General features: G+C 62.3%; 19 protein-coding genes. 14 read left to right on the forward strand and 5 right to left on the reverse strand.

Translation table 11 applies throughout. The annotated features are described in order from the left end of the window. Window positions 1-192 precede the first annotated feature (192 nt). Window positions 193-1,107 (forward strand): factor-independent urate hydroxylase, encoded by a 915-nt coding sequence (pucL, locus tag AB4Y87_RS04135; RefSeq protein ID WP_442003173.1) that lies wholly within the window; start codon window positions 193-195, stop codon window positions 1,105-1,107. 170 nt (window positions 1,108-1,277) lie between these two features. After that, on the forward strand, window positions 1,278-2,786 hold the full coding sequence (locus AB4Y87_RS04140) for a nucleobase:cation symporter-2 family protein (protein ID WP_442003174.1): 1,509 nt from the start codon (window positions 1,278-1,280) through the stop codon (window positions 2,784-2,786). 159 nt (window positions 2,787-2,945) lie between these two features. Here AB4Y87_RS04140 and AB4Y87_RS04145 read toward each other — a convergent pair whose 3' ends face one another. After that, window positions 2,946-3,701, reverse strand: coding sequence for an IclR family transcriptional regulator (locus tag AB4Y87_RS04145; RefSeq protein ID WP_224088895.1), 756 nt, complete (start codon window positions 3,699-3,701; stop codon window positions 2,946-2,948). Between the two features lie 221 nt (window positions 3,702-3,922). Between AB4Y87_RS04145 and AB4Y87_RS04150 the strand changes: the two genes are divergently transcribed. From AB4Y87_RS04150 to AB4Y87_RS04165, 4 genes are read left to right on the forward strand one after another with little or no spacing between them, the layout of a single operon-like run. Beyond that, window positions 3,923-5,323: an NAD-dependent malic enzyme gene (locus AB4Y87_RS04150; protein WP_442003175.1), complete on the forward strand. Its 1,401-nt coding sequence runs from the start codon at window positions 3,923-3,925 to the stop codon at window positions 5,321-5,323. Window positions 5,324-5,339: 16 nt separating this feature from the next. After that, complete coding sequence (gene aceB / locus AB4Y87_RS04155) at window positions 5,340-6,953, forward strand: malate synthase A (RefSeq protein WP_442003176.1); 1,614 nt, start codon at window positions 5,340-5,342, stop codon at window positions 6,951-6,953. A 1-nt stretch (window position 6,954) separates the two neighbouring features. Beyond that, window positions 6,955-8,217, forward strand: coding sequence for a DUF6986 family protein (locus AB4Y87_RS04160; protein ID WP_442003177.1), 1,263 nt, complete (start codon window positions 6,955-6,957; stop codon window positions 8,215-8,217). 14 nt (window positions 8,218-8,231) lie between these two features. Continuing rightward, window positions 8,232-9,044 (forward strand): bifunctional allantoicase/(S)-ureidoglycine aminohydrolase, encoded by an 813-nt coding sequence (locus tag AB4Y87_RS04165; RefSeq protein WP_442003178.1) that lies wholly within the window; start codon window positions 8,232-8,234, stop codon window positions 9,042-9,044. Here the strand turns inward: AB4Y87_RS04165 and AB4Y87_RS04170 are convergent. Both AB4Y87_RS04170 and AB4Y87_RS04175 read right to left on the reverse strand, forming a co-directional pair. Then, complete coding sequence (locus tag AB4Y87_RS04170; protein ID WP_442003179.1) at window positions 9,037-9,285, reverse strand: hypothetical protein; 249 nt, start codon at window positions 9,283-9,285, stop codon at window positions 9,037-9,039. The genes AB4Y87_RS04165 and AB4Y87_RS04170 overlap by 8 nt on opposite strands. 88 nt (window positions 9,286-9,373) lie before the next feature. Beyond that, a complete protein-coding gene (locus AB4Y87_RS04175) occupies window positions 9,374-9,694 on the reverse strand; it encodes an MmcQ/YjbR family DNA-binding protein (RefSeq protein ID WP_442003180.1) in 321 nt (106 codons plus the stop codon). 70 nt (window positions 9,695-9,764) lie between these two features. Here AB4Y87_RS04175 and AB4Y87_RS04180 point away from each other — a divergent pair, with 70 nt between their 5' ends. The 7 genes from AB4Y87_RS04180 to AB4Y87_RS04210 all read left to right on the forward strand — a co-directional run bounded on the left by AB4Y87_RS04180 (window position 9,765) and on the right by AB4Y87_RS04210 (window position 17,669). Then, entirely contained in the window at window positions 9,765-10,124 is a 360-nt protein-coding gene (locus tag AB4Y87_RS04180; protein ID WP_442003181.1) for a VOC family protein, read from the forward strand. Window positions 10,125-10,245: 121 nt separating this feature from the next. Further along, window positions 10,246-10,830: a DinB family protein gene (locus AB4Y87_RS04185; RefSeq protein ID WP_442003182.1), complete on the forward strand. Its 585-nt coding sequence runs from the start codon at window positions 10,246-10,248 to the stop codon at window positions 10,828-10,830. A gap of 308 nt (window positions 10,831-11,138) precedes the next feature. Further along, window positions 11,139-11,612 carry a sensor histidine kinase gene (locus tag AB4Y87_RS04190; protein WP_442003183.1) on the forward strand — a complete coding sequence of 158 codons (474 nt, stop codon included), beginning with the start codon at window positions 11,139-11,141 and terminating at the stop codon, window positions 11,610-11,612. A gap of 105 nt (window positions 11,613-11,717) precedes the next feature. Beyond that, on the forward strand, window positions 11,718-13,898 hold the full coding sequence (locus tag AB4Y87_RS04195) for a transglycosylase domain-containing protein (protein WP_442003184.1): 2,181 nt from the start codon (window positions 11,718-11,720) through the stop codon (window positions 13,896-13,898). 99 nt (window positions 13,899-13,997) lie between these two features. Next, window positions 13,998-14,729, forward strand: a complete 732-nt coding sequence (locus AB4Y87_RS04200) for a glutamine amidotransferase (RefSeq protein ID WP_442003185.1) — start codon at window positions 13,998-14,000, stop codon at window positions 14,727-14,729. A gap of 231 nt (window positions 14,730-14,960) precedes the next feature. Then, on the forward strand, window positions 14,961-16,121 hold the full coding sequence (locus AB4Y87_RS04205) for an MFS transporter (protein WP_442003403.1): 1,161 nt from the start codon (window positions 14,961-14,963) through the stop codon (window positions 16,119-16,121). Between the two features lie 225 nt (window positions 16,122-16,346). Then, on the forward strand, window positions 16,347-17,669 hold the full coding sequence (locus AB4Y87_RS04210) for an ammonium transporter (protein ID WP_442003186.1): 1,323 nt from the start codon (window positions 16,347-16,349) through the stop codon (window positions 17,667-17,669). Window positions 17,670-17,754: 85 nt separating this feature from the next. Here the strand turns inward: AB4Y87_RS04210 and AB4Y87_RS04215 are convergent, their stop codons facing one another. Beyond that, window positions 17,755-18,351, reverse strand: a complete 597-nt coding sequence (locus AB4Y87_RS04215; RefSeq protein ID WP_442003187.1) for a J-domain-containing protein — start codon at window positions 18,349-18,351, stop codon at window positions 17,755-17,757. Between the two features lie 137 nt (window positions 18,352-18,488). Between AB4Y87_RS04215 and AB4Y87_RS04220 the strand changes: the two genes are divergently transcribed. Continuing rightward, window positions 18,489-18,839, forward strand: a complete 351-nt coding sequence (locus AB4Y87_RS04220; RefSeq protein ID WP_442003188.1) for a VOC family protein — start codon at window positions 18,489-18,491, stop codon at window positions 18,837-18,839. 163 nt (window positions 18,840-19,002) lie between these two features. Here AB4Y87_RS04220 and AB4Y87_RS04225 read toward each other — a convergent pair whose 3' ends face one another. Beyond that, complete coding sequence (locus AB4Y87_RS04225) at window positions 19,003-21,300, reverse strand: SulP family inorganic anion transporter (RefSeq protein WP_442003189.1); 2,298 nt, start codon at window positions 21,298-21,300, stop codon at window positions 19,003-19,005. Window positions 21,301-21,409: the final 109 nt, after the last annotated feature.

Here is a 21,409-nt window from a genome sequence, read left to right on the forward strand (position 1 = left end):
AAATCATGCGCTACTCTCGAATGAGTTCGTGGCGTACGTCACGTAACCTGAGAGCAGCAGGCAGGGTCGTAATGAGCTGGCATCAATGGATGTCGGCTCTTTTTTGTTGGGTCGGCTCCACCAGAAACGCGGTGGAAACACGCGCTTAATTTCATTGATGGAACGTAGGTTCCACCTCACAGAAGTTGGGATATGACCATGAGCAACAACATCGTCCTCGGCGAAAACCAGTACGGCAAAGCGGAAGTCCGCGTCGTCAAGGTCACTCGGGATACTGACCGCCACCACATCGAAGACCTGAACGTTACTTCGCAGCTGCGCGGCGATTTCCAGGCCGCGCACCTCGAAGGCGACAACGGCCACGTCGTCGCCACCGATACCCAGAAGAACACGGTCTACGCTTTTGCCCGTGACGGCATCGGCTCACCGGAGTCCTTCCTGCTGCGCCTTGCCAATCACTTCACCGGCGAGTTCGAATGGGTAACCGGTGGCCGTTGGGAAGCCGATGCCTACAGCTGGGACCGCATCCAGGCACACGGCGCGGGACACGATCACAGCTTCGTCCGCAACGGACAAGAGGTGCGTACCGCCGTCGTCGTCCGTGATGGCGCAACCACCCACGTGATTTCCGGCCTCAAGGACCTGACCGTCTTGAAGACCACGCAGTCCGGCTTCGTCGGCTACCCGCGCGACAAGTACACAACCCTGCCGGAAACCACGGACCGCATCCTGGCCACCGATGTTTCCGCCCGCTGGCGCTACAACACCAACCTGGACTTGGCTGGCACGGACTTCAACAAGAGCTACGAGGACATCAAGGCCCTCCTGCTGGAAGGCTTCACCGAGAACTACTCGCACGCGTTGCAGCAGACGCTGTTCGACATGGGCAAGAAGGTCCTGGAAGCACACAGCGAAGTGGATGAGATCAAGTTCTCCATGCCCAACAAGCACCACTTCCTGGTTGACCTGAGCCCGTTCGGCCTGGACAACCCCAACGAGGTCTTCTTCGCCGCGGACCGCCCATACGGCCTCATCGAAGCAACCGTCCAGCGCGACAACACCACTGCCGCGCCCGTTGCATGGAGCGGCATCGCCGGCTTCTGCTAAGCACCACCCCTACCAACGGACCATCCAGGGGTTGTGTGCAGGTCCCCCAGCGGCGCCCCGTCAAGGCCGGACCTGCACACAAACCCCAGCCCCAAAAGAACCCCCAGATTTTGTTAGCCAGACACAGTTAGCCAGACGAAGACGTCTGCCATGAACCCAGAAAGTCTGCCATGAACACGAAGAAGAAAACCCGCCCTGCGAATAGCACCCCTTCGCAGAAGCATCAGCCAGAACGTCCCGAGGACAAGCGCCTCTCGATCGGAAGCACGTTCGCATACGGCTTCCAGCACGTCCTCACCATGTACGGCGGAATCATTGCCCCGCCGCTGATCATCGGCRCCGCGGCAGGCATGTCCTCGCAGGATATCGGCCTCCTCATCGCAGCCTGCCTGTTCGTTGGCGGGCTGGCCACTATCCTCCAGACGGTGGGCATCCCGTTCTTTGGCTCGCAGCTGCCGCTGGTTCAGGGCGTCTCTTTCGCAGGTGTCTCAACGATGGTTGCGATTGTCCAAGGTGGCGGGGGCATCCAGGCGGTCTTCGGTTCGGTCATTGTGGCGTCCCTGATCGGCCTGGCCATTACTCCCCTGTTCTCCAAGATCATCAAGTTCTTCCCGCCAGTGGTCACCGGCACGGTCATCACCACCATTGGCCTGACGCTCATGCCGGTCGCAGCCAACTGGGCCATGGGTGGAAACGCCAAGGCCGATAACTACGGCAGCATGGCCAACATCGGCCTTGCAGCAGCAACCATGGGCATCGTCCTGCTCCTGAGCAAGGTTGGCAACGCCGCCATTTCCCGGCTCTCCATCCTGCTGGCCATGGTCATCGGCACCATCATCGCGTTCGTTGCAGGAATGGCAGACTTCTCCAGGGTCGGCCAGGGCGACATCGTCGCTTTCCCCACGCCCTTCGCTTTCGGTGCTCCCACCTTCGAGATCGCAGCAATCGTCTCCATGCTCATCGTCATCCTGGTAACCCTGACCGAGACTTCCGCGGACATCATTGCAGTGGGCGAGATCGTCGACACCAAGGTTGACTCCCGCCGCATCGGCGACGGCCTCCGCGCAGACATGCTCTCCAGCGCCATCTCGCCCCTGTTCAACTCCTTCACGCAGAGCGCCTTCGCCCAGAACGTGGGCCTCGTGGCCATCACCGGCATCAAGAGCCGCTTTGTTGTCAGCGCCGGTGGCCTCATCCTGGTGGTCCTCGGCCTCCTGCCGGTCCTTGGCCGAGTGGTTGCAGCGGTTCCCACGCCCGTCCTGGGCGGTGCCGGCGTCGTCCTTTTCGGCACGGTGGCAGCCAGCGGTATCCGCACCCTGGCCAAGGTTGAGTACAAGAACAACATGAACCTGATCATCGTGGCCGCTTCGATCGGTTTCGGCATGATCCCCATTGCCGCTCCGAAGTTCTACGACCAGTTCCCTTCCTGGTTCTCCACGATCTTCCACTCCGGCATCAGCTCCGCCGCAGTCATGGCGATCCTGCTGAACATCCTGTTCAACCACTTCAAGGCAGGCAACACGGACAACCAGTCAGTGTTCGTCGCTGGTACGGACCGCATCGTCAGCGAGGAAGACATCAAGTGCCTGAGCGAAGGCGACCGGTTCGAGAACGGCAAGCTGATCGACGCCGACGGCAAGGAAGTCCCGCTCAAGACCTCCAGCGCGTCCGAGCACTAGCTCCCGCCCAAAATGGCAGATGACGGCAGCGTTCCCTTGGGGGACGCTGCCGTCATTTGTGCTGCCGAGGGAAGCGCCGAGATGACAAATAACGCCCATGTTTGTGGAAAACATGGGCGTCAAGTGCCAACTCGGCGGGTGGTGTGGAGAAGGAGAAGCCTAGTTCTGGTTGAGCTCCGCGGAAATCGCCAGGGCGGCCTCGCGCAGCATTGGCACAGCACGGTCGGCGAAGCTCTGGTCCACACGGGTGATGGGCCCGGAAACAGAGATAGCCGTGGGAGTGGGAGCATTGGGCACTGCCATCGCGAAGCAACGGACCCCGAGTTCCTGCTCTTCCTCGTCAATGGAGTAGCCGCGTTCGCGGATCAGCTTCAGGTCCGCGAGCAGGGAGTCAATATCGCCGATGCTCTTGGCCGTGGGAGTGGGCATGCCGGTTCGGGCAACAATGCCGCGGACCTGCTCGTCGTCGAGCTGCGCAAGGATCGCTTTGCCAACGCCGGTGTCATGGGTGTGGGCCCGGCGGCCAACCTCGGTGAACATGCGCATGGAGTGCATGGACGGGACCTGGGCCACGTAGATGACCATGTCCGAATCCAGGACGGCCATGTTGGACGTCTCGCCAAGGCGTTCCACAAGCGTCTTCAGCTGCGGACGCGCTACGGCTCCGAGCTGCTTGCTGGCACCTTCGCCAAGGCGGATAAGCCGCGGGCCCAGGGCGTAACGGCGGTTGGGCAGCTGGCGGATGTAGCCGAGGGATACCAGGGTGCGCAGCAGGCGGTGGATGGTGGGCAAGGGCAGGTCAGTGGACGACGACAGCTCGCTCAGAGTGACATCGCCACCCGCATCCGTGATCAGTTCCAGCAGTTCAAAGACGCGCTCAACGGACTGCACGCCTCCGGAGGCTTTTTCAGCCATTCCCTTGTCTCCAATGACTCAGATTCCGACAACTCTTATCCGCATCGTGAAAAGAATTGCTTAGAACACCCAAGATACAGCACAGCGGGCACCTGCGCGACGAGACGCAAAATGACCGAGTGAGGGGTTGTGTTTCCACTTTGTAGATAATAATATCCATAATACGAAAACATTTAGTTTGGAAAGGCGGCCCGGGAACGGGCCTTACAGGAGGAATTTCAATGGCGAATCCGAGCCCCGGAAACTCGATCACCCTGCGCGTCGCCGCACCGTCCAGCTTCACCGCTACGAGCGAACTGGCAGCAGCCGTCGGCGCAGCAGGTGCCGCAATCACCGCGCTGGACGTCACGGAATCCCACCACGAGACGATCGTCGTGGACGTCACCTGCAACACCACGGATGACGACCACGCAGCGCGCGTCAAAGACGCCCTGAACGCACTCGACGGCGTCACCGTCCAGCACGTCTCGGACCGCACCTTCCTCATGCACCTCGGCGGCAAGCTCGAGGTCGTCCCCAAAGTAGCCCTGCGCAACCGTGACGATCTGTCACGCGCCTACACCCCCGGCGTCGCGCGTGTTTGCCTGGCCATTGCAGAAGACCCGGCCGCTGCCCGCAACCTGACGGTTAAGCGCAACACCATCGCTGTCCTCACCGACGGTTCCGCCGTCCTGGGGCTGGGCAACATCGGCCCCGCCGCCGCGCTGCCCGTCATGGAAGGCAAGGCCGCGCTGTTTAAGCAGTTCGCCAACGTGGACGCCTGGCCGGTCTGCCTGGATACGCAGGACACCGAAGAGATCATCATGATCGCCAAGGCCATGGCCCCCGTTTACGGCGGTATCAACCTGGAAGACATCGCCGCACCGCGTTGCTTCGAGATCGAGAACCGCCTCCGCGAAGAACTGGACATCCCGGTGTTCCACGACGACCAGCACGGCACCGCGATTGTCACCCTCGCTGCCTTGGTCAACGCCCTGCGCGTGGTGGACAAGAAGCTGTCAGAGGTCAAGATCGTGGTCTCGGGCGTCGGCGCTGCCGGTTCTGCCATCATCCAGCTCCTCAAGGCCCAGGGCGCGCAGCACATCATTGCCGCCGGCCGCTCCGGCGCCATCCACTCCGGCGAAAAGTACGACGACGAGCACCGCAGCTGGATTGCCGAGAACACCAACGAAGAGGGCTTCTCCGGAACCCTGCATGACGCCCTGAAGGGAGCAGACGTGTTTATCGGCGTCAGCGCCCCGCATGTGATCGGCGAGGAGCAGGTGGCTTCCATGGCTGAGAACGCAATCGTCTTCGCCATGGCCAACCCGACGCCGGAAATCGATCCAGTTGTCGCATCCAAGCACGCCGCCGTTGTTGCCACGGGTCGCAGCGACTTCCCGAACCAGATCAACAACGTGCTGGCCTTCCCCGGCTTCTTCCGCGGACTGCTGGACGCCGGAGCATCGGACATCACGCCGAACATGCTGGTGGCCGCCGCCGAGGCAATTGCCAACCGGGTAGCTGACGATGAGCTGAACGCGAGTTACATTATCCCCAGCGTCTTCGATCCGCATGTAGCCGCCGATGTAGCGACCGCCGTAGCCAATGCTGCGCACGCAAACGCCGCCAGCGCTCTCTAGAAAAGGACACCGCCCCATGGCTATTACAGTCACTGATCCCCGGCCGATCGACCGCGCCGAGGAGATCCTCACGCCCAAGGCACTGGGCTTCATCGAGGAACTGCACAAGCGTTTCGCCGGCACCCGTGCCGAGCTGCTGGAGGCGCGCAAAGCCAAGCGCCAGAAGGTTGCGGACACCAGCCGCCTGGACTTCCTCCCGGAAACCCAGGAAATCCGCGACGGCGACTGGAAGGTCGCGGAGGCACCGGCAGCTTTGCAGGACCGCCGCGTAGAGATGACGGGTCCCGCAACCCCGGCCAAGATGGCCATCAACGCGCTGAACTCCGGCGCCAAGGTCTGGCTCGCGGACCTCGAAGATGCCAGCACACCCACCTGGCCCAACGTCATCGACGCCATCCTCAACCTCCGCGACGCAGCACAGGGCACCCTGAGCTACACCTCGCCGGAAGGCAAGGAATACCGTCTGCGCACGGACGCTCCGTTGGCTGTCGTTGTTGCCCGTCCGCGCGGTTGGCACATGGAAGAGAACCACCTGCTGATCGACGGCGAACCTGCAGTGGGCGCGCTGGTGGACTTTGGTTTGCACTTCTTCCACATCGCCAAGCAGCTGCTCCTGAACGGCCACGGTCCGTACTACTACCTGCCCAAGATGGAGAGCCACCTGGAGGCCCGCCTCTGGAACGACATCTTCGTCTTCGCCCAGGACTTCCTCGGCATCCCGCAGGGCAGCATCCGCGCCACGGTGCTCATCGAGACCATCCCCGCCGCGTTCGAGATGGACGAGATCCTCTACGAGCTGCGCGATCATGCTTCAGGTTTGAACGCCGGACGTTGGGACTACCTCTTCAGCATCATCAAGTACTTCCGTGACGCCGGCGAAGAGTTCGTCCTGCCGGACCGCGCGACCGTTGCCATGACGGCTCCCTTCATGCGCGCCTACACCGAACTCCTGGTCAAGACCTGCCACAAGCGCGGCGCCTTCGCCATGGGTGGCATGGCCGCCGTCATCCCGAACCGGAAGCAGCCCGACGTTACCGCAGCAGCCTTCGACAAGGTCCGTGCCGACAAGACGCGTGAGGCAAATGATGGCTTCGACGGCTCCTGGGTTGCACACCCGGACCTCGTTTCCACGTGCCGCGAGGTGTTCGATTCGGTCCTCGGTGACCCCGCCAACGGTGGAAAGCCGAACCAACTGGACAAGCAGCGCCCCGAGGTGAACGTCACCCCTGAGCAGCTGATCGACGTCGCCTCTGCCGGCGGCACCGTCACGGAAGCCGGCCTTCGGCTGAACCTCTATGTCGCCGTCGCCTACACGGGTGTCTGGATCTCCGGCAGCGGCGCTGTTGCCATTCACAACCTCATGGAAGATGCCGCGACCGCGGAGATCTCCCGCTCGCAGGTGTGGCAGCAGATCCGTAACAAGTCGGTTCTCGCGGACACGGGCAATACCGTGACACGCGAACTCGTCAGCCGCATCCTGGGCGAGGAAACCGAACGCCTGCGGATCGAGTTCGGCGACGAGAACTTCGCCAAGTACTACGAGCCCGCGTCCAAGCTGATCGAGGACATCTGCCTGTCCGACGATTACACGGACTTCCTCACCACGCCCGCGTATGAGCTGGTGGGCTGAGATGGGCTCATTCTCTTCCTCTGATCTGGCCCACATCGAGTCCCAGCTTGCCGCGACGGACCAGTTGCTTGACCGCAACTACCCCGGGGACGACGGCTCGCGCCAGCCCATCCACACTGTCTACATCCCGGCGGACCGCTTTACGCCTTCCCTTGCGGCAGAGTGGGGTGCCCAGGCCTTGGCGACGGCGGAAGCTCACGGTGGCTTGGAAAAGCTCGGCCAGCTGTTGGGCCAGGAGCCTCAGCTGGCTTCCGCTGTTGCGGAGCGTGTGGCGGCCAAGCTCTCCTCCGAGCCGATCGAGGACCTGCGCCTGGACTTCGAAGACGGCTATGGCGACCGTGGCGATGAGGCGGAAGACGCCGACGCCGTTGCTGCCGCCAAGAAGGTTGCAGAGGCAGTTTCGGCCGAAACTGCTCCGCCGTTCATCGGCATCCGCTTCAAGTGCTTCGAAGCCCCCACGAGGGCCCGCGGACTGAAGACGCTGGACTTGTTTGTGTCCACGCTTGCTGCAGCGGGCGAGCTGCCTGCAGGGCTGATCCTGACCCTGCCGAAAGTCACCACGGTGGCCCAGGTGCAGGCCATGGACTTCGCGGTCTCGCGCCTCGAGGAAGTCCACGGGCTTCCCGCGGGGAGGCTCCGGTTCGAGGTGCAGGTGGAAACGCCGCAGCTCATTCTGGGTGCTGATGGAACATCCCCTGTGGCGCAGCTCCCCCATGTTGTTCCGGGCCGCATCAGTGCTCTGCACTACGGGACGTATGACTACAGCGCCTCATTGGGAATCTCTGCGGAATACCAGTCCATGGAGCACCCTGTGGCTGACTTCGCCAAGGAAGTCATGCAGCTCGCCGTCGCCGGCACAGGCATCCGTCTCTCTGACGGTTCCACGAACATCATTCCCGTGGGCGACGCCGTTGAAGACGCCTGGAAGCTTCACGGCCGGCTGGTCCGTCGCTCCCTGGAGAACGGTTACTACCAAGGATGGGACCTCCACGCCGCCCAACTGCCCAGCCGTTTCTCGGCGTCGTACGCTTTCTACCGCGAAGGCCTGCCTGCCGCAGCACTGCGCCTCCGGAACTACGTGGAACGCACGGAAGGCGGCGTCATGGATGAGCCCGCCACCGCCCGCGCACTCGCTGGTTTCGTCCTCCGTGGCGTCCAGTGCGGCGCAGTGGGGACCGACGAGGTCAAGGCGCTTGCCGGCGTCGAACTTTCACAGCTGACCGCACTGGCGCACCCGCGGCTCGCGCAACCGACTTCCCACTGATAGGAGCATTTCGCATGGGCAAGTACTACTACCCGCAGGGCGGCCTGCCGCCGCAGACCCACCTCACCACGGAACGGGCGATCGTCACCGAGGCTTATACGGTGATCCCCAAGGGCGTCATGACTGACATCGTCACCAGCAACCTGCCGGGGTTCTCCAACACTCGTTCGTGGATCATTGCGCGGCCGATCTCCGGCTTCGCCACCACGTTCTCGCAGTTGATCGTTGAGATCGCCCCCGGCGGCGGGGCACCCAAGGCCGAGTTCGAGTCCGGCGTTGAAGGCGTCATCTTTGTCACCAAGGGCCAGGCCAACCTGACCCTCGACGGCGAACTGCACCACCTCGAGGAGGGCGGCTACGCCTACCTCGCGGCCGGTTCCGAGTGGGGCCTGGAGAATGTCTCGGACGACATCGTCTCCTTCCACTGGATCCGTAAGGCCTACGAACGCCTTGAAGGCTTCGAGGCCAAGTCCTTCGTGACCAACGAGAAGGACGTGGAGCCCACCTCCATGCCGGACACGAACGACGTCTGGAAGACCACCCGCTTCACGGATTCCAGCGACCTCGCCCACGACATGCAGGTCAACATCGTCACCTTCCAACCCGGCGGCGTGATCCCCTTCCCGGAGACCCACGTCATGGAGCACGGGCTGTACGTGCTGGAGGGCAAGGCCATGTACCTGCTCAACAATGACTGGGTTGAGGTGGAGGCCGGCGACTTCATGTGGCTACGCGCGTTCTGCCCGCAGGCCTGCTACGCCGGCGGTCCGGGCGAGTTCCGTTACCTGCTGTACAAGGACATGAACCGGCAGGTGAAGCTCACCTGATCTGCGTCGAGATCGCCGGAAAGCTGCCAGCTCGCTGGGAGCTTTCCGGCGATTTCGTGCGTTTCCGGCGGTTTCGGCGCGGGCTCTGTGGAAACCACCCAATGTTCGCTTCGAGGCCATTCCATGCGAGGACGCACCCCACGATCACCGCGGCCAGGCCAAGCACAGGTACGACGGCGGCAAGGACTCTGCGCGCAGGCTGCGGTGTGTTGCGTTCCCCAAGTTTGCTGTGCTCCCCCATGCGGGCGAGTCTAGCCTGAGCTCACGCACCCAAGTAAGTCGCAGTTGAGCGCGTTTTGCCCCTCTCTAAAAACGCGCTCTGCTGCGACCTACTTGGGTGCGTTTGGAGCGGGGGCGCCGGCGATCCTGTACGACTCCTGCAGCAACTCGTCGAGCTCCTCTGCGTCGATGTTCTCCAGCCGGACCAGCAGCAACTTTGGTGACCGTTCGTGGTGAGGGGTCCAGAAATAGGTATCCGGCTCCATTGCTGACAGAGCTTCGCGCTCATCCGTTTTGACAGTAACAACCCCCTCTTCCCAGATCCTGGCCATGAGGGTCTTACCAAACCAGGCAGGCTGGCCCCAACTTGGGCGCTCGGTGACGCCGGGCATGCCAAGGCAGATACGCCTGACGTCCTCTTCGGTTGCCATGGTTCACTGTGACACCGGCATCCGGGCTCCGGCAAGGAACGCGTGGACTCTCGCAGACTAGGCTAGGCACATGTTGACCATCGGCAGCACCGTCCTCGGCATCAATGACATCACCCGGGCCACTGCGTTCTGGCACGCCGCGCTCGGCTATGTTCCACGTGAGCCCGGCGATGACACCTGGGTGATCCTCGTTCCGTCCGCCGGTCCAGGCCCCCAACTCGCGTTGATGCTGAGCGAAACGCCTGTCCAGGAGCATCCACGTACCCATCTGGACCTCTATGCGGATGACCAAGCTGCCGAAGTGGAGCGGCTGATCTCCCTGGGCGCTCAACGCGTTGACTGGGACTCGTATCCGGAGAATCCGGATTTCGTGGTCCTCGCCGACCCTGACGGCAACCGCTTCTGCGTTATCGACAAAAGTCCGCGGTAGCGCCGCCGTCGAGCCCCAACTGACTGGCAGTAGTGGTGGTTTTGAGGGCTGAAAACAACCACTACTGCGACTTACTTGGGCGCTGCCAGTTCTGTCGGGGCCCTTGGGTAGAGTGCAAGCCATGGACGAGAAAGCGACATTGCTCGGTTATTTGCGCCTTCGCCGGGCGGACCTGCTCGGGAAGCTTGATGGCTTGGGTGAATACGAGGCCCGAAGGCCCCTGACACCGACGGGTACCAATCTCCTGGGGCTCGTGAAACACGTGGCGAGCGTGGAGTTGGGGTACTTCGGGGAGACTTTCGGGCGTCCGAGTGGGCGCGAATTGCCGTGGCTGGAGCAAGACGCAGAACCGGATTCCGATATGTGGGTCCCGGCCTCGGAGACCCGCGCGGAAATCCTGGAACTGCACCACTTCTCGGCAGCGCACAGTGATGCCACCATCCAGGCCCTCCCGTTGGATGCTCCCGGCGTTGTGCCTTGGTGGTCCGAAGAGAAGCGGAATGTGACGCTCCATCAGATCCTCGTCCACATGTGTGTGGAAACCGCACGGCACGCCGGGCACGCTGACATCATCCGCGAACTGATCGACGGATCCGCTGGCCAAAGGCCTGGGGATCCCAACATGCCTGGCCGCAACTCCGAAGAATGGGCAGCACACAGGTTCCGCATCGAAGAAGCAGCATTGGAAGCAGATCTCCGCCACTGAAGACCCCTAGCACTGCTCAGCAGGTCCCGATGGCCTACTACGTTGCCGCCGTCGTGCCCATCTAAGTAGCAATTGATGCGTTCTGAGCGTCCAAAACGGCATCAAATGCGTACTAGTTGGGCCGCCCCCGCATGAGGTGGGCCGCCTCCGCAAGGCCGACCCGCAAACTTGATGGGAAATTGAGCCAAACAAACAGAGTCCTTGATTTTGCCGCGCCACGCTGGAAGCAGACGAAGCCTCATTACATCAATCCATCAAGGTTTCGGCGACGAATAACCAACGAGAATCACAATGATGTGGGGGACCCAATGGAACAGGCAGCAGCGCTAACAGAGGTGATCGCCATCAAAGGCATCATCCAGGACCAACACCCCGTGGATTTCCACGCACTGGGTGTCGCAGGATGCATCGACAGGCTTGCTGCGCCGCTTCGACGCTCCGGCGTGACCGTCCACTGGCACACACCCCACCACGGCATCGAGATCTCGTCCGCATCCGCCGCCCTGCTGTACCACGTAGCCCAGGAGACCTTCAGCAACACCCTGAACTACGCCGACGCCAGCGAACTGACCATCCGTCTCAATGCCGTCTACCACGGAATCCAAATGACGATTATGGACAACGGCAAAGGTTTCGAAATCCACGCCGCCCCCAGCGGCCGCCGCCACGGCTTCGGCCTACTGCTGATGTCCATTGCAGTGCACGACGCCGGAGGGTCCGTTGAGATCGACTCCGGGGCTGGGCGGGGCACCAGTGTGAGGGTCACACTGCCACTGGATTGAGTCCAATTTGCGACCTATTTGGGCTCCCAAACCATGGATTGGCGGCGTCCCCGGACGTATTCTGTAGCTACTTTTCAGCCTGACATCTCGACGGAATGGCACGAAATGGCGCGGAACAAGGGTCCCCGGTTAGGTCTTGGCAAGGTCCTTCTGAGGATCTTCGGGTTTTTTTTCGTGAGCGCCCTCTGCGGGGTGCTGATCTGCGGCTTCATGGTGCCGGTGGTTCAGTTCACCAGCACTACTATGGGCGGTTCCATCGGCTTTTACGAAAGCCTGCCCAGCCAACTCGACGTTGATTCGCCATCCCTTTCCAGCAATGTAGTCACTGCTGACGGCCAGCACATCGCCACGTTCTATGCAGAGAACAGGGTCAAGGTACCCCTGGACCAGATGTCACCCTTCATTCGGCAAGCGATCGTGGCAATCGAAGACAGTCGCTTTTATGAGCATCCCGGAGTAGATACGCAGGGCATCATCCGTGCGCTGACATCCAACGTGACCAAGGGGACCCGACAGGGCGCGTCGACCCTGACCCAGCAATACGTCACCAACGTGCTGAACGAGTCCCGCCTCTCGAAGGGCCGGCCCGAGGATGTGGTGCTCAGTGGGGACAAGAGCATCGGTGACAAGCTCAGGGAGATCAAGCTGGCCCTGGAGCTTGAGAAACGCTTCAGCAAAGACCAAATCCTTGAGGGGTACCTGAACATCGTGTTCTTTAACCGGAACGCGTATGGCATCGAAGCCGCTTCGCGGTACTTCTTCAGCACCTCAGCCAAGGATCTCACTTTGCCACAGGCCGCGCTGTTGGCCGGGCTGGTGAACGGGCCGAGCGTCTATGACCCAACAACCGCGCCGGAAGCAGCGTTCAGCCGGCGAAACATTGTGCTGGACAGGATGCTCGAGCAGGGAAAGATCACTCAAGCAGACCATGATGCGGCAGTTGCCGCCCCCGTGGAGCTGAAAATCACCCCGTCCCATCAGGGCTGCGCCGGGGCCTCCATCGCCATCTACTTCTGCGACTACGTGTCCCACCTGATCATGAACAACGAGGCCTACGGAGCAACCATCGAGGACCGCGAACGGCTCCTCTACCGGGGCGGGCTCACCATCACCACCACGCTGGACAGCCGGTTGCAGGCAGCGGCCCAAGTACAAGTGGATGCGTCAGCCGGCGCAAACCCGGACAAATGGGGCGCTGCCATGACCACCGTGCAGCCAGGCACAGGCAAGATCCTGTCCATGGCCCAAAACACGGTGTTCGTTCCGCAGGACGGGAAGTTCGATACCCAGCTGAACTTCAGCGTGGATGCCAAGGACGAAAACGGCAACGACCTCAATGGTGCAGGCGGATTCCAGCCCGGTTCCACCATGAAGCCCTTCATCTTCGCGGAGTGGCTCAACGAGGGCAAGTCGCCCACTGCCGTGGTGGATGCTTCCCGGCGGGTCTACCCGGTTGGCTTCCCCTGGCGATCCAGCTGCGGCAAAGTGCTGGGTGGCTACAGCACCGCGCAGAAGGCGCAAAACCTGGGTGCGGATGATGACCTGCAGAACAACGACGAGGGCTACTACCGCCCCATGCCCATCAACTACGGCCTCTACAACTCGATCAACACCGCCACATTCGCTACTGCAGCGCAGTTGGATTTCTGCGGCATCCAGAAAATGGTGGACGCGGTTGGCCTGCACAGCGGCCTGGACAACGCCCAGATCAACATGCACCAGATCGGCAACCTCCTTGGCTCCATCGGCGTCGCTCCCGTCATCCTGGCGAGCGCCTTCGCAACATTCGCCAACGATGGCACCTATTGCAAGCCCATCGCCATCACCGATATCAGCGACTCACAAGGCAGGAAGTACCCGGCCCAAACACCTGAATGCAAAGAGACCGTGAAACCGGCCGTGGCCCGGGGAGTCACATCGGTGCTGCAGGACGTGCTCAAGCTCGGATCCGGCGTCTACATCGAACCCAAGGTCCAGAACCAGGTCCCCGTTGCGGCCAAGACAGGCACCTCGAACAACAACGGCGCAACCTGGGTGGCCGGATACACTACCCGGCTCGCCACAGCCTCCTTCTTTGGGGACACGACGGCGGGACAACAGCGGGCAGGACAAAACGTCACCATCAACGGCAAGTTCTACAAGTCACTGGACGGCTACATGATTGCCGGGCCGCAATGGGCCAATTACATGATGCAGGCCACCGCCCTCTACCCGAGCGGTGCCTTCAACCCGCCGCCTCCCCCGCCGTCGCCTGGACCGAGCACGTCACCCGCAGCACCTCGCTGAGTGGGTGTGCGCTGCGGGGACCGGTCTGCGTGGTATTCCCGGCAGCCTAGCCGGCAGTAAGACTTTGAAAGGCAGCCATTCCTCCCGCAGACTGGGCCTGTGAAGCCCTTCCTTTTGTTGGCCACCCGCGCTGAAGACGCAGCAGCGGATGACGAGTACCAGGCCTACCTCCGGTACTGCGGGCTCCGGACTGAGGAATTGATCCGCGTCCGGCTGGAGGCGGCACCACTGCCGGACATTGAGTTGGCCGATTACTCAGGCGTGATTGTGGGCGGCAGTCCTTACACCTCCAGCGACCCTTTGGAGGAGAAGAGTCAGGCACAGCTTCGCGTCGAAGCTGAACTCTCAGCCCTCCTGGATCGCATCGTGGCCGAGGACTTCCCCTTCCTGGGTGCCTGCTATGGCGTTGGAACCTTGGGGGTTCACCAAGGAGCCATCATTGACCGTCGCTATGGAGAACCGGTCGGGGCTACGGAGATCAAACTGACCGCAGACGGGGAGCGCGACCCCCTGCTCAAAGGCCTGCCACACACTTTCGAAGCGTTCGTTGGGCATAAGGAAGCCTGCAGCCAACTGCCGGAAAACGCCGTGTTGCTGGCGAGTTCCGCAGCCTGCCCTGTGCACATGTTCCGCATCAGGAAGAATCTCTACGCCACACAGTTCCATCCGGAATTGGATGTCGACGGCCTCATCACCCGGATTAACATCTACAAGGACGCGGGCTATTTTCCGCCGGATGCTGCCGACGAGCTCATCGAAACCGCCAAGCATGCTTCTGTGATTGAACCCATGCGCGTCCTGAGGAATTTCACGGAACTCTACGCTCGCTAGGGATCTTGCGGGGCCTGCTCTGCGCCCCAAGAAGGGGTTTCTATCAGAGACTCCCTCGCGCTGCGTTGGCTGGGTAGCGTTGTGAGTACTCACCCATGCCCCCAAACGTGATTCATCCATGAGGAGCAATCTTTGAAGCAGGACCCTTTGGCGGTCGAAGCCCAGGTACACGCAGCACCAGATGAAGGAAACACCAAGCCAACCCCAGCGAAAACGCGGGCAGCCACCAAGATCCCTTGGGGTGGCCTTTTGCTGCTGGCAGCCGCCGGTTTCACCGCAGTCACCACAGAGTTGCTTCCGTCCGGCCTGCTTCCGCAGATCAGCCGGGATCTGGGCGTGGAGGAATCGGCTGTAGGTTCGCTGACCGCAGCATATGCAGCCATCATCGTTTTCACGGCCCTTCCCCTGTCCCGACTCCTCGGTGGGCGTTTCCCACGGAAGACCCTGTTGATGGGGACAGTGCTTGCCTTTGCACTTAGCAACGTCCTGCTGGCCTTGAGCCCGAATCTTGAAGTGGCCATCGTCGCAAGGCTTCTGGGCGGAATTGCCCATGGCATGTTGTGGTCGAGCATGGCACCGTATGTGGCGCGCATCGTTCCTGCCCACTCTGTGGGCAAGTCCATGGCCGTGGTCTTCAGTGGTACCAGCATCGCGTTGGCTGTCGGGGCTCCGATTGGCACGCTCATGGGCACGCTCATGACATGGCGGGTTTCCTTCGTGGTCCTGGCCGGGGTTGGTGTCCTGTTGGCAGTCTTGGCGTTCTGGCTCCTGCCTGCTGCGCACGATCCCGGCACCCACAAGACACCGTCGATCCGGGCAGCGCTCAAGCTACCGGGCGTGATCGCCGTGGCCACCGCTTGGCCACTCTTGCTGCTGGCACACTTCACTCTCTTTACGTATGTCGCGCCTTTCCTGCTCGCCTCCGGCTTGCCCGAAGCCCTCACTGGCATTTCCCTGTCGGTGGTGGGGATCTCGGGCTTGGTCGGGATCTGGATTGCTGGCCTGACCGCCGATTCCCATCCCCGGCGTTCGGTGATTACCGCCGTCGGGCTTCTATTGCTTGCCTTCGCGCTGCTGCCGGTTCTTGGCGGCACGTGGGTGTGGGTTTTCGCGCTGATGGTTGCTTGGGGCGTTTCCTTCGGGGCGATCGGCATCTACAACCAGGCGGCGATCCTACGGGCCGGCGGCGAGCACAAGGATGCGGCCAATGGACTCACGGTAGTGACAATCCAACTGGGGATCGCCGTGGGAGCCGGGTACGGTGCTTTGGCGCTGACCACTGTTGGGGCACAATTGGTGCCGCTCGCCGCGGCGCTGCCAACGGCAATTGCCTTGGCGATCATGATTTCCAGCAAGCGCGGCGGATACCCGGCAGGCCCGCGCGAAAAATGACCAGAGGAAACAAAGGCGAGCGAAAAAGGACGCCGCGAGAAGCGCCGGTAACATCCCCGAAACATGCCAGTCACGTGATCTTCATGAAGGTGGGGTTTCTGTAACTTACCTGCAACTTAGCTCTTCCGAGTCGGAAACATAGCTCACCGAATATTGATCGGGGGGTAGTGCGGGCCGTGCATCAACGGGCCCGTTTCGGACAGGCTTGATCAGAAGGGAACGCAGGTGGAGATCTCTGCGCAACACGTCTGGCTGATGTTGTCATCGGCAATGGTGCTTTTCATGACTCCGGGCCTCGGCCTGTTCTATGGCGGCATGACACGCGCCAAGGCAGCGCTCAACATGATCATGATGAGCTTTATCTCTGCAGGCATTGTGGGCGTCGTGTGGGTCTTGTGGGGTTACTCGATGACCACCGGCGACGGCTTCCTCGGACTGTTCGGCAACCCGTTCGCGCACTTCGGCCTCCAGGACCTCATAGGTTCGCCCGACCTCCTCAAGGCAGTCTTCGCCGCTACCTTCGCCATCATCACCGTGGCACTCATCAGCGGCGCCATCGCCGACCGCGCCAAGTTCAGCGCATGGGCGCTCTTCGTCCCGATCTGGGTCACCGTGGTCTACTGCCCGCTGGCTTACATGGTCTGGGGCGGCGGCTTGATGAGCGCAGGTGGAGCCGTCACGCAGATCTTCGGCCAGGTGATCGACTTCGCCGGCGGTGCCGTAGTTGAGGTCAGTTCAGGTACCGCCGCTTTCGTCCTCGCATTGATCGTGGGAAAGCGTCACGGATTCGCCAAAGACCCCAACCACCGCCCTCACAACGTCCCGTTCATCATGATCGGCGCAGCAATCCTCTGGTTCGGTTGGTTTGGCTTCAACGGCGGTGCTGCAACCACTGTTGAGCAGGCAGGCCTGATCTGGGTCAACACGCTGGTGGCTCCGGCCGCGGCGATGCTGAGCTGGTTGGTCACGGAAAAGATCCGCCACGGACACCCGACATCACTGGGCGCGGCCTCCGGCGTTGTTGCCGGCTTGGTCGCCATCACCCCTTCCTGCGCCAACATCACCCCGCTCGCGGCACTTGGCCTGGGACTCGTTGCAGGTGCCGCCTGTGCCGTGTTTGTGGACCTGAAGTACAAGTTCGGTTTCGACGATTCCCTTGACGTCGTGGGCGTGCACTTTGGCGCTGGCGTGATCGGCACGCTCTCTCTTGGCTTCGTTGCCTTTCCCACCGAAGGCGTGGCCGGCGGCCTCCTTTACGGCGGCGGAGTGCAGCAACTCGTGGCGCAGACCGTTGCCGTGCTGCTCACCATCGCCCTCTCCGGCCTGGGCACCCTGCTGATCGGCCGTGCTATTCACAAGACCATCGGCTTCCGCGTGGCCCACGAACACGAAGTTGCAGGAGTGGACCTCACCCAGCACGCAGAATCGGCCTACGAGTTCGGCCTCACAGCCCATGGACACTTCCGCCAGCAGCAGGCCCACCTATCGTCGCTGATCAAGGGTGGACGCAAAGAGTCGGAGCAGGCAAAGGAAGACAGCTTCGCCTAGCGGCCCCACATTCAGAACAGCAGCCGACGGCGGAACCCAGGTCCCGCCGTCGGCTGCTGTTTGTGCCGTCTCACAGTTGGTTGGGTTAGCCGAAGCCGTTCCAGAGCCGCTGCCACCACGTTCGCTTGATTGGTTCCTCCCGGTCCGGCTCAGGTGGAGCTGCCGCAGCCCGCCGCTCGCGCCATCGTTCCAGCTCGGCGTCAACATCCCGCAGCTTGGTGGTCACTGGCGGCCCACCCTGGAGTTGGCGACGGGCCTCAACCACTCGCTTGTTGAAGTCCTCAAGGATGTCGCGGACCTGCTTCTCCGTGTACTGCTGGTCCAGCTTCGCGTCGAGTTCCGCGTCCTCGATCCGTAGCAGAATTGCTGGCGGCCCGATCCCGCTGAGTCGCTCACGCTGGATCAGACCTTTGACCCACCAGTCCGGATCATAGTGCTCGCCCAGACCCGGGATCGGCTTGCCAGCGTATTTGAGGTTGTCGAACTTGCCCTGGTTCATGGCGTCCCGGATCAAATATTCCACCCGCGCGGCGTCGTCCACCTTCCGGCGTTTCTCCCGCTCTTCCGCCTCGGCCGCCTCGAGCTCTGCGTCTTCCTCGGCATTACCGCCCCATGAGCGGACGGCCCGCAATTCCGCGCCCCGCTCGAGCTTCCGTCTGAAGGCGTTGTTCTCGGCGTTCACGTTTCGCCACCTCCTCGCACGGCAGTCCTCTCCTGCCGGAAATCGTGGTTCCGGCTCCAGTATTCCGCACTTTGCTGGGCCGCGGGGAGGGCTAAGCGCTACTCTCGATCCAAATACCTCCACAGGAAGGGCCGCGCGTGACTACTGTTTCCAATGCATTCATTCCGGTCTCGGATCCGGGCCAGGCAGCCAAGTGGTATTCGGAGCACCTGATGCTTCGGACTGTCACCGTTTCGGAGTGGACGGCAGTTCTAACGGGCGACGGCGGTGCCACAGTTACGCTGATGGGTCCGCTCAGTGGGATCGCGGCTGAGCCCGGGCTGGCATGGGCGACCTGCGGTTTCCTGGTGGAGGACCTCACGGGCATGCGGGATCGCTTGCTCAGGAATGGACACGGCGTGTCAGTGGTGGAGGGCGATCCGGACACCTGCCTGTTCTTCACAGTCCGGGACCCCGACGGGAACGTCCTGCTGCTCACGGACCGCTAGGCTCGCTGGTTCAGGAGGCTCCCTCGTTCCACCAGCGCCGCAGCCCTGTTGCTTCATCACCCCCTTTGATCGCCGGGCGGCCCCGACACGCCGGGATTAGCGGCGTGTCGGGGCCACTGTCAGCTCAAAGCAGGTGATGGAGCAACGCAGGCTAGCTGGCAGGCTAGTGAACGGCCATGCTCGGATCCAGTTGCTCGATGCCCTCAGGAGTAACAAGGACCACCCTGGCCGTGCAGATGTCGTAGAACAAGCCTGTGGCTTGCACTTGCCCGGATGCCAAGGCCGGCCCGGTGACCGGATGCTCTTCGAGTTTCTGGAGCTGGACGGCGACGTTCACCATGCTTAGCTGGTCGAGGCGGCTGTAACCTTCAGCTTCGGCAGCGAGGGCGACAGGATGGCCATCCAACAGCGCGGTGTAGCTCGGCCGGGCGTGCTCCAACCACGTATCGAAGCCCGCGCCCAAGGCTGCGAACGCACCCTCGGCGTCRGCAATAACGGCCTTCATCGCGCCACAGTTGGAGTGGCCGCAGATCACGATCGAGTCCACGGACAAGCCCTTCACCGCGAATGCCAGTGCTGAGTCGATCGAGGCATCCCGTCCGTCAGGGCACACTACGTTGCCAATATTCCGCAGTGTCAGAAGGTCTCCGGGGCCGCTGCTGGTGATGAGGTTCGGATTGACCCGGGAGTCGACGCAGGCAACAAACAGTGTGTCCGGGTTCTGCCCCTCGGTCAGTTCCTGTACCAGTGGGCGAACCTTGTCTGCGTACCGCCGATGGTATTTGTCGATGCCAAGGAGGATCGACCGCAGCGGAAGCTGCCCGCCGTCGTCGTGCGCTTCCTGGTGGGCATCACCCACGGGCGACGACTGCCAGGAAGTCCTGGGTGGCAGCGGGAATTCACGTGGATCCTGACGCTGTGGAGTGTTGTCCGCGGCGTCGGTGAATGCGGTGGTTCCGTGTTCCTCCAGCACCACCGAGGCGCCGCTGGAGCGGTGTTGCGTCTGCCAGGCAACCAGCGCCTCGCGGAACGCGTGATCCAGGTAATCGGCGTTGAGTTCAACCACTACGTCCTGGCCCTCGGGAACGGAGTGCAGGACGCGGTTCAGTCGGGGCAAGGCGAAGAAGCTGCAGGAGCCGGCGATCGTGACGCGCCACGGCAGCTGCTCCCCGGCCGGGGCATGGGCGTGGATCTGGGCACGGAGTACCCGCCACAACACGCAGAGGGCCGCGAGGGCGAGACCGATAATGACGCCTTCGAGCAGGTTCAGCACAACAACGCACGCGAGCGTGACCACGTAGACCAGGAGGTCGCCGGTGCGGAGGCTCGTTTTGATGTCGGCGACCTTGATGAGCTTGGCGCCGATGACGAGCAACAAGCCCGCAAGAACTGACAAGGGAATCAGCTGGATGAGACCGGCAAACAGTGCCGAGAACACCAGGACCCACACACCGTGCAGGATGGCGGACGTCCGGCTCGCGGCGCCGGCCTCAACGTTGGTGGCGCTGCGGACGATCACGCCTGTCACCGGGAGGCCTCCGAGCATTCCCGAGACCATGTTGGCGGAGCCTTGTCCGACGAGTTCCCGATTGAGGTTGGTGCGCGTGCCCGCATGCATCTTGTCGACGGCAACGGCGGACAGCAGCGATTCGATGCTCGCGATCAGGGCTACCGTGATGACTGCCATGGCTGCGGCGCGCCAGTTGCCGTCGGGCAAGCTGGGCAGGGCCACGGCGTCGAACAGCGAACCGCTGAAGCTGATGCGCTCGACGCTGGGCGCAACAGCTGCAGACAAAGCGGTGACAGCGACCACCGCCGCCAGCGGGCCGGGAATCTTCTGCACTGCAGTGGGCAGATATTTCCAGGCAAGGAGGATGGCAACAACTGCCAGGCCGAGAAGGGCGGAGTGCAGCTCGACATTGGTGATGGCCGCTGGAAGTGCGGTCAGATTTTCGACGGCGGACCCGGCCGCCTTCCCACCGAGCAGCACATGCAACTGCTGCAGGATGATCGTGATGCCGATGCCAGCCAGCATCGCCTTGACCACTACGGGCGAAACTGCCAGCGCGGCCCGGCCTACGCGGCTGATACCCAGCAACAGCTGCACGACGCCGGCGGCTGCGGTAATGGCGCACGTCACCTGCCAACCGAACTCGTCAACCAACCCGGCGACGACGACGGTCAGTCCAGCGGCGGGGCCGCTCACCTGCAATGGGGAGCCGCCGAGGCTGCCAGCGACGATTCCTCCGATGGCTGCCGCAATAAGCCCGGCCATGACGGGTGCTCCGGAGGCGGCGGCGATACCGAGCGAGAGCGGAAGGGCAACAAGGAAGACGACGAGGGATGCGGGGAGGTCGGCTCCAAGGTTGCTGAGGAAGCTCGGCTTGGGTGCTTTGGCCCGGCTTCCGGGCGGGCTGTGGGAGTCGGTGGAGATGGAAGCGGAGTCGTTTGTTTGCGGCACTGGAATTTCCTAAGGCTCGGGAACACTGGCTTCTCCAGCGTAGGAATGTTGTCACGTGCAATGACAAGATGATGTGATTCTTGTGACAAAACCTGTGAACAGGCAGCGT

It is taken from the genome of Paenarthrobacter sp. RAF54_2, from assembly GCF_052113945.1.
GTDB lineage: Bacteria > Actinomycetota > Actinomycetes > Actinomycetales > Micrococcaceae > Arthrobacter.

Coding starts and splice junctions, on each gene's coding strand:
- aceB (WP_442003176.1), top strand. CDS start 5,340: ATGGCTATTACAGTCACTGATCCCCGGCCGATCGACCGCGCCGAGGAG.
- AB4Y87_RS04175 (WP_442003180.1), bottom strand. CDS start 9,694: ATGGCAACCGAAGAGGACGTCAGGCGTATCTGCCTTGGCATGCCCGGC.
- AB4Y87_RS04190 (WP_442003183.1), top strand. CDS start 11,139: ATGGAACAGGCAGCAGCGCTAACAGAGGTGATCGCCATCAAAGGCATC.
- AB4Y87_RS04165 (WP_442003178.1), top strand. CDS start 8,232: ATGGGCAAGTACTACTACCCGCAGGGCGGCCTGCCGCCGCAGACCCAC.
- AB4Y87_RS04180 (WP_442003181.1), top strand. CDS start 9,765: ATGTTGACCATCGGCAGCACCGTCCTCGGCATCAATGACATCACCCGG.
- AB4Y87_RS04170 (WP_442003179.1), bottom strand. CDS start 9,285: ATGGGGGAGCACAGCAAACTTGGGGAACGCAACACACCGCAGCCTGCG.
- AB4Y87_RS04160 (WP_442003177.1), top strand. CDS start 6,955: ATGGGCTCATTCTCTTCCTCTGATCTGGCCCACATCGAGTCCCAGCTT.
- AB4Y87_RS04185 (WP_442003182.1), top strand. CDS start 10,246: ATGGACGAGAAAGCGACATTGCTCGGTTATTTGCGCCTTCGCCGGGCG.
- pucL (WP_442003173.1), top strand. CDS start 193: ATGACCATGAGCAACAACATCGTCCTCGGCGAAAACCAGTACGGCAAA.
- AB4Y87_RS04145 (WP_224088895.1), bottom strand. CDS start 3,701: ATGGCTGAAAAAGCCTCCGGAGGCGTGCAGTCCGTTGAGCGCGTCTTT.
- AB4Y87_RS04150 (WP_442003175.1), top strand. CDS start 3,923: ATGGCGAATCCGAGCCCCGGAAACTCGATCACCCTGCGCGTCGCCGCA.
- AB4Y87_RS04195 (WP_442003184.1), top strand. CDS start 11,718: ATGGCGCGGAACAAGGGTCCCCGGTTAGGTCTTGGCAAGGTCCTTCTG.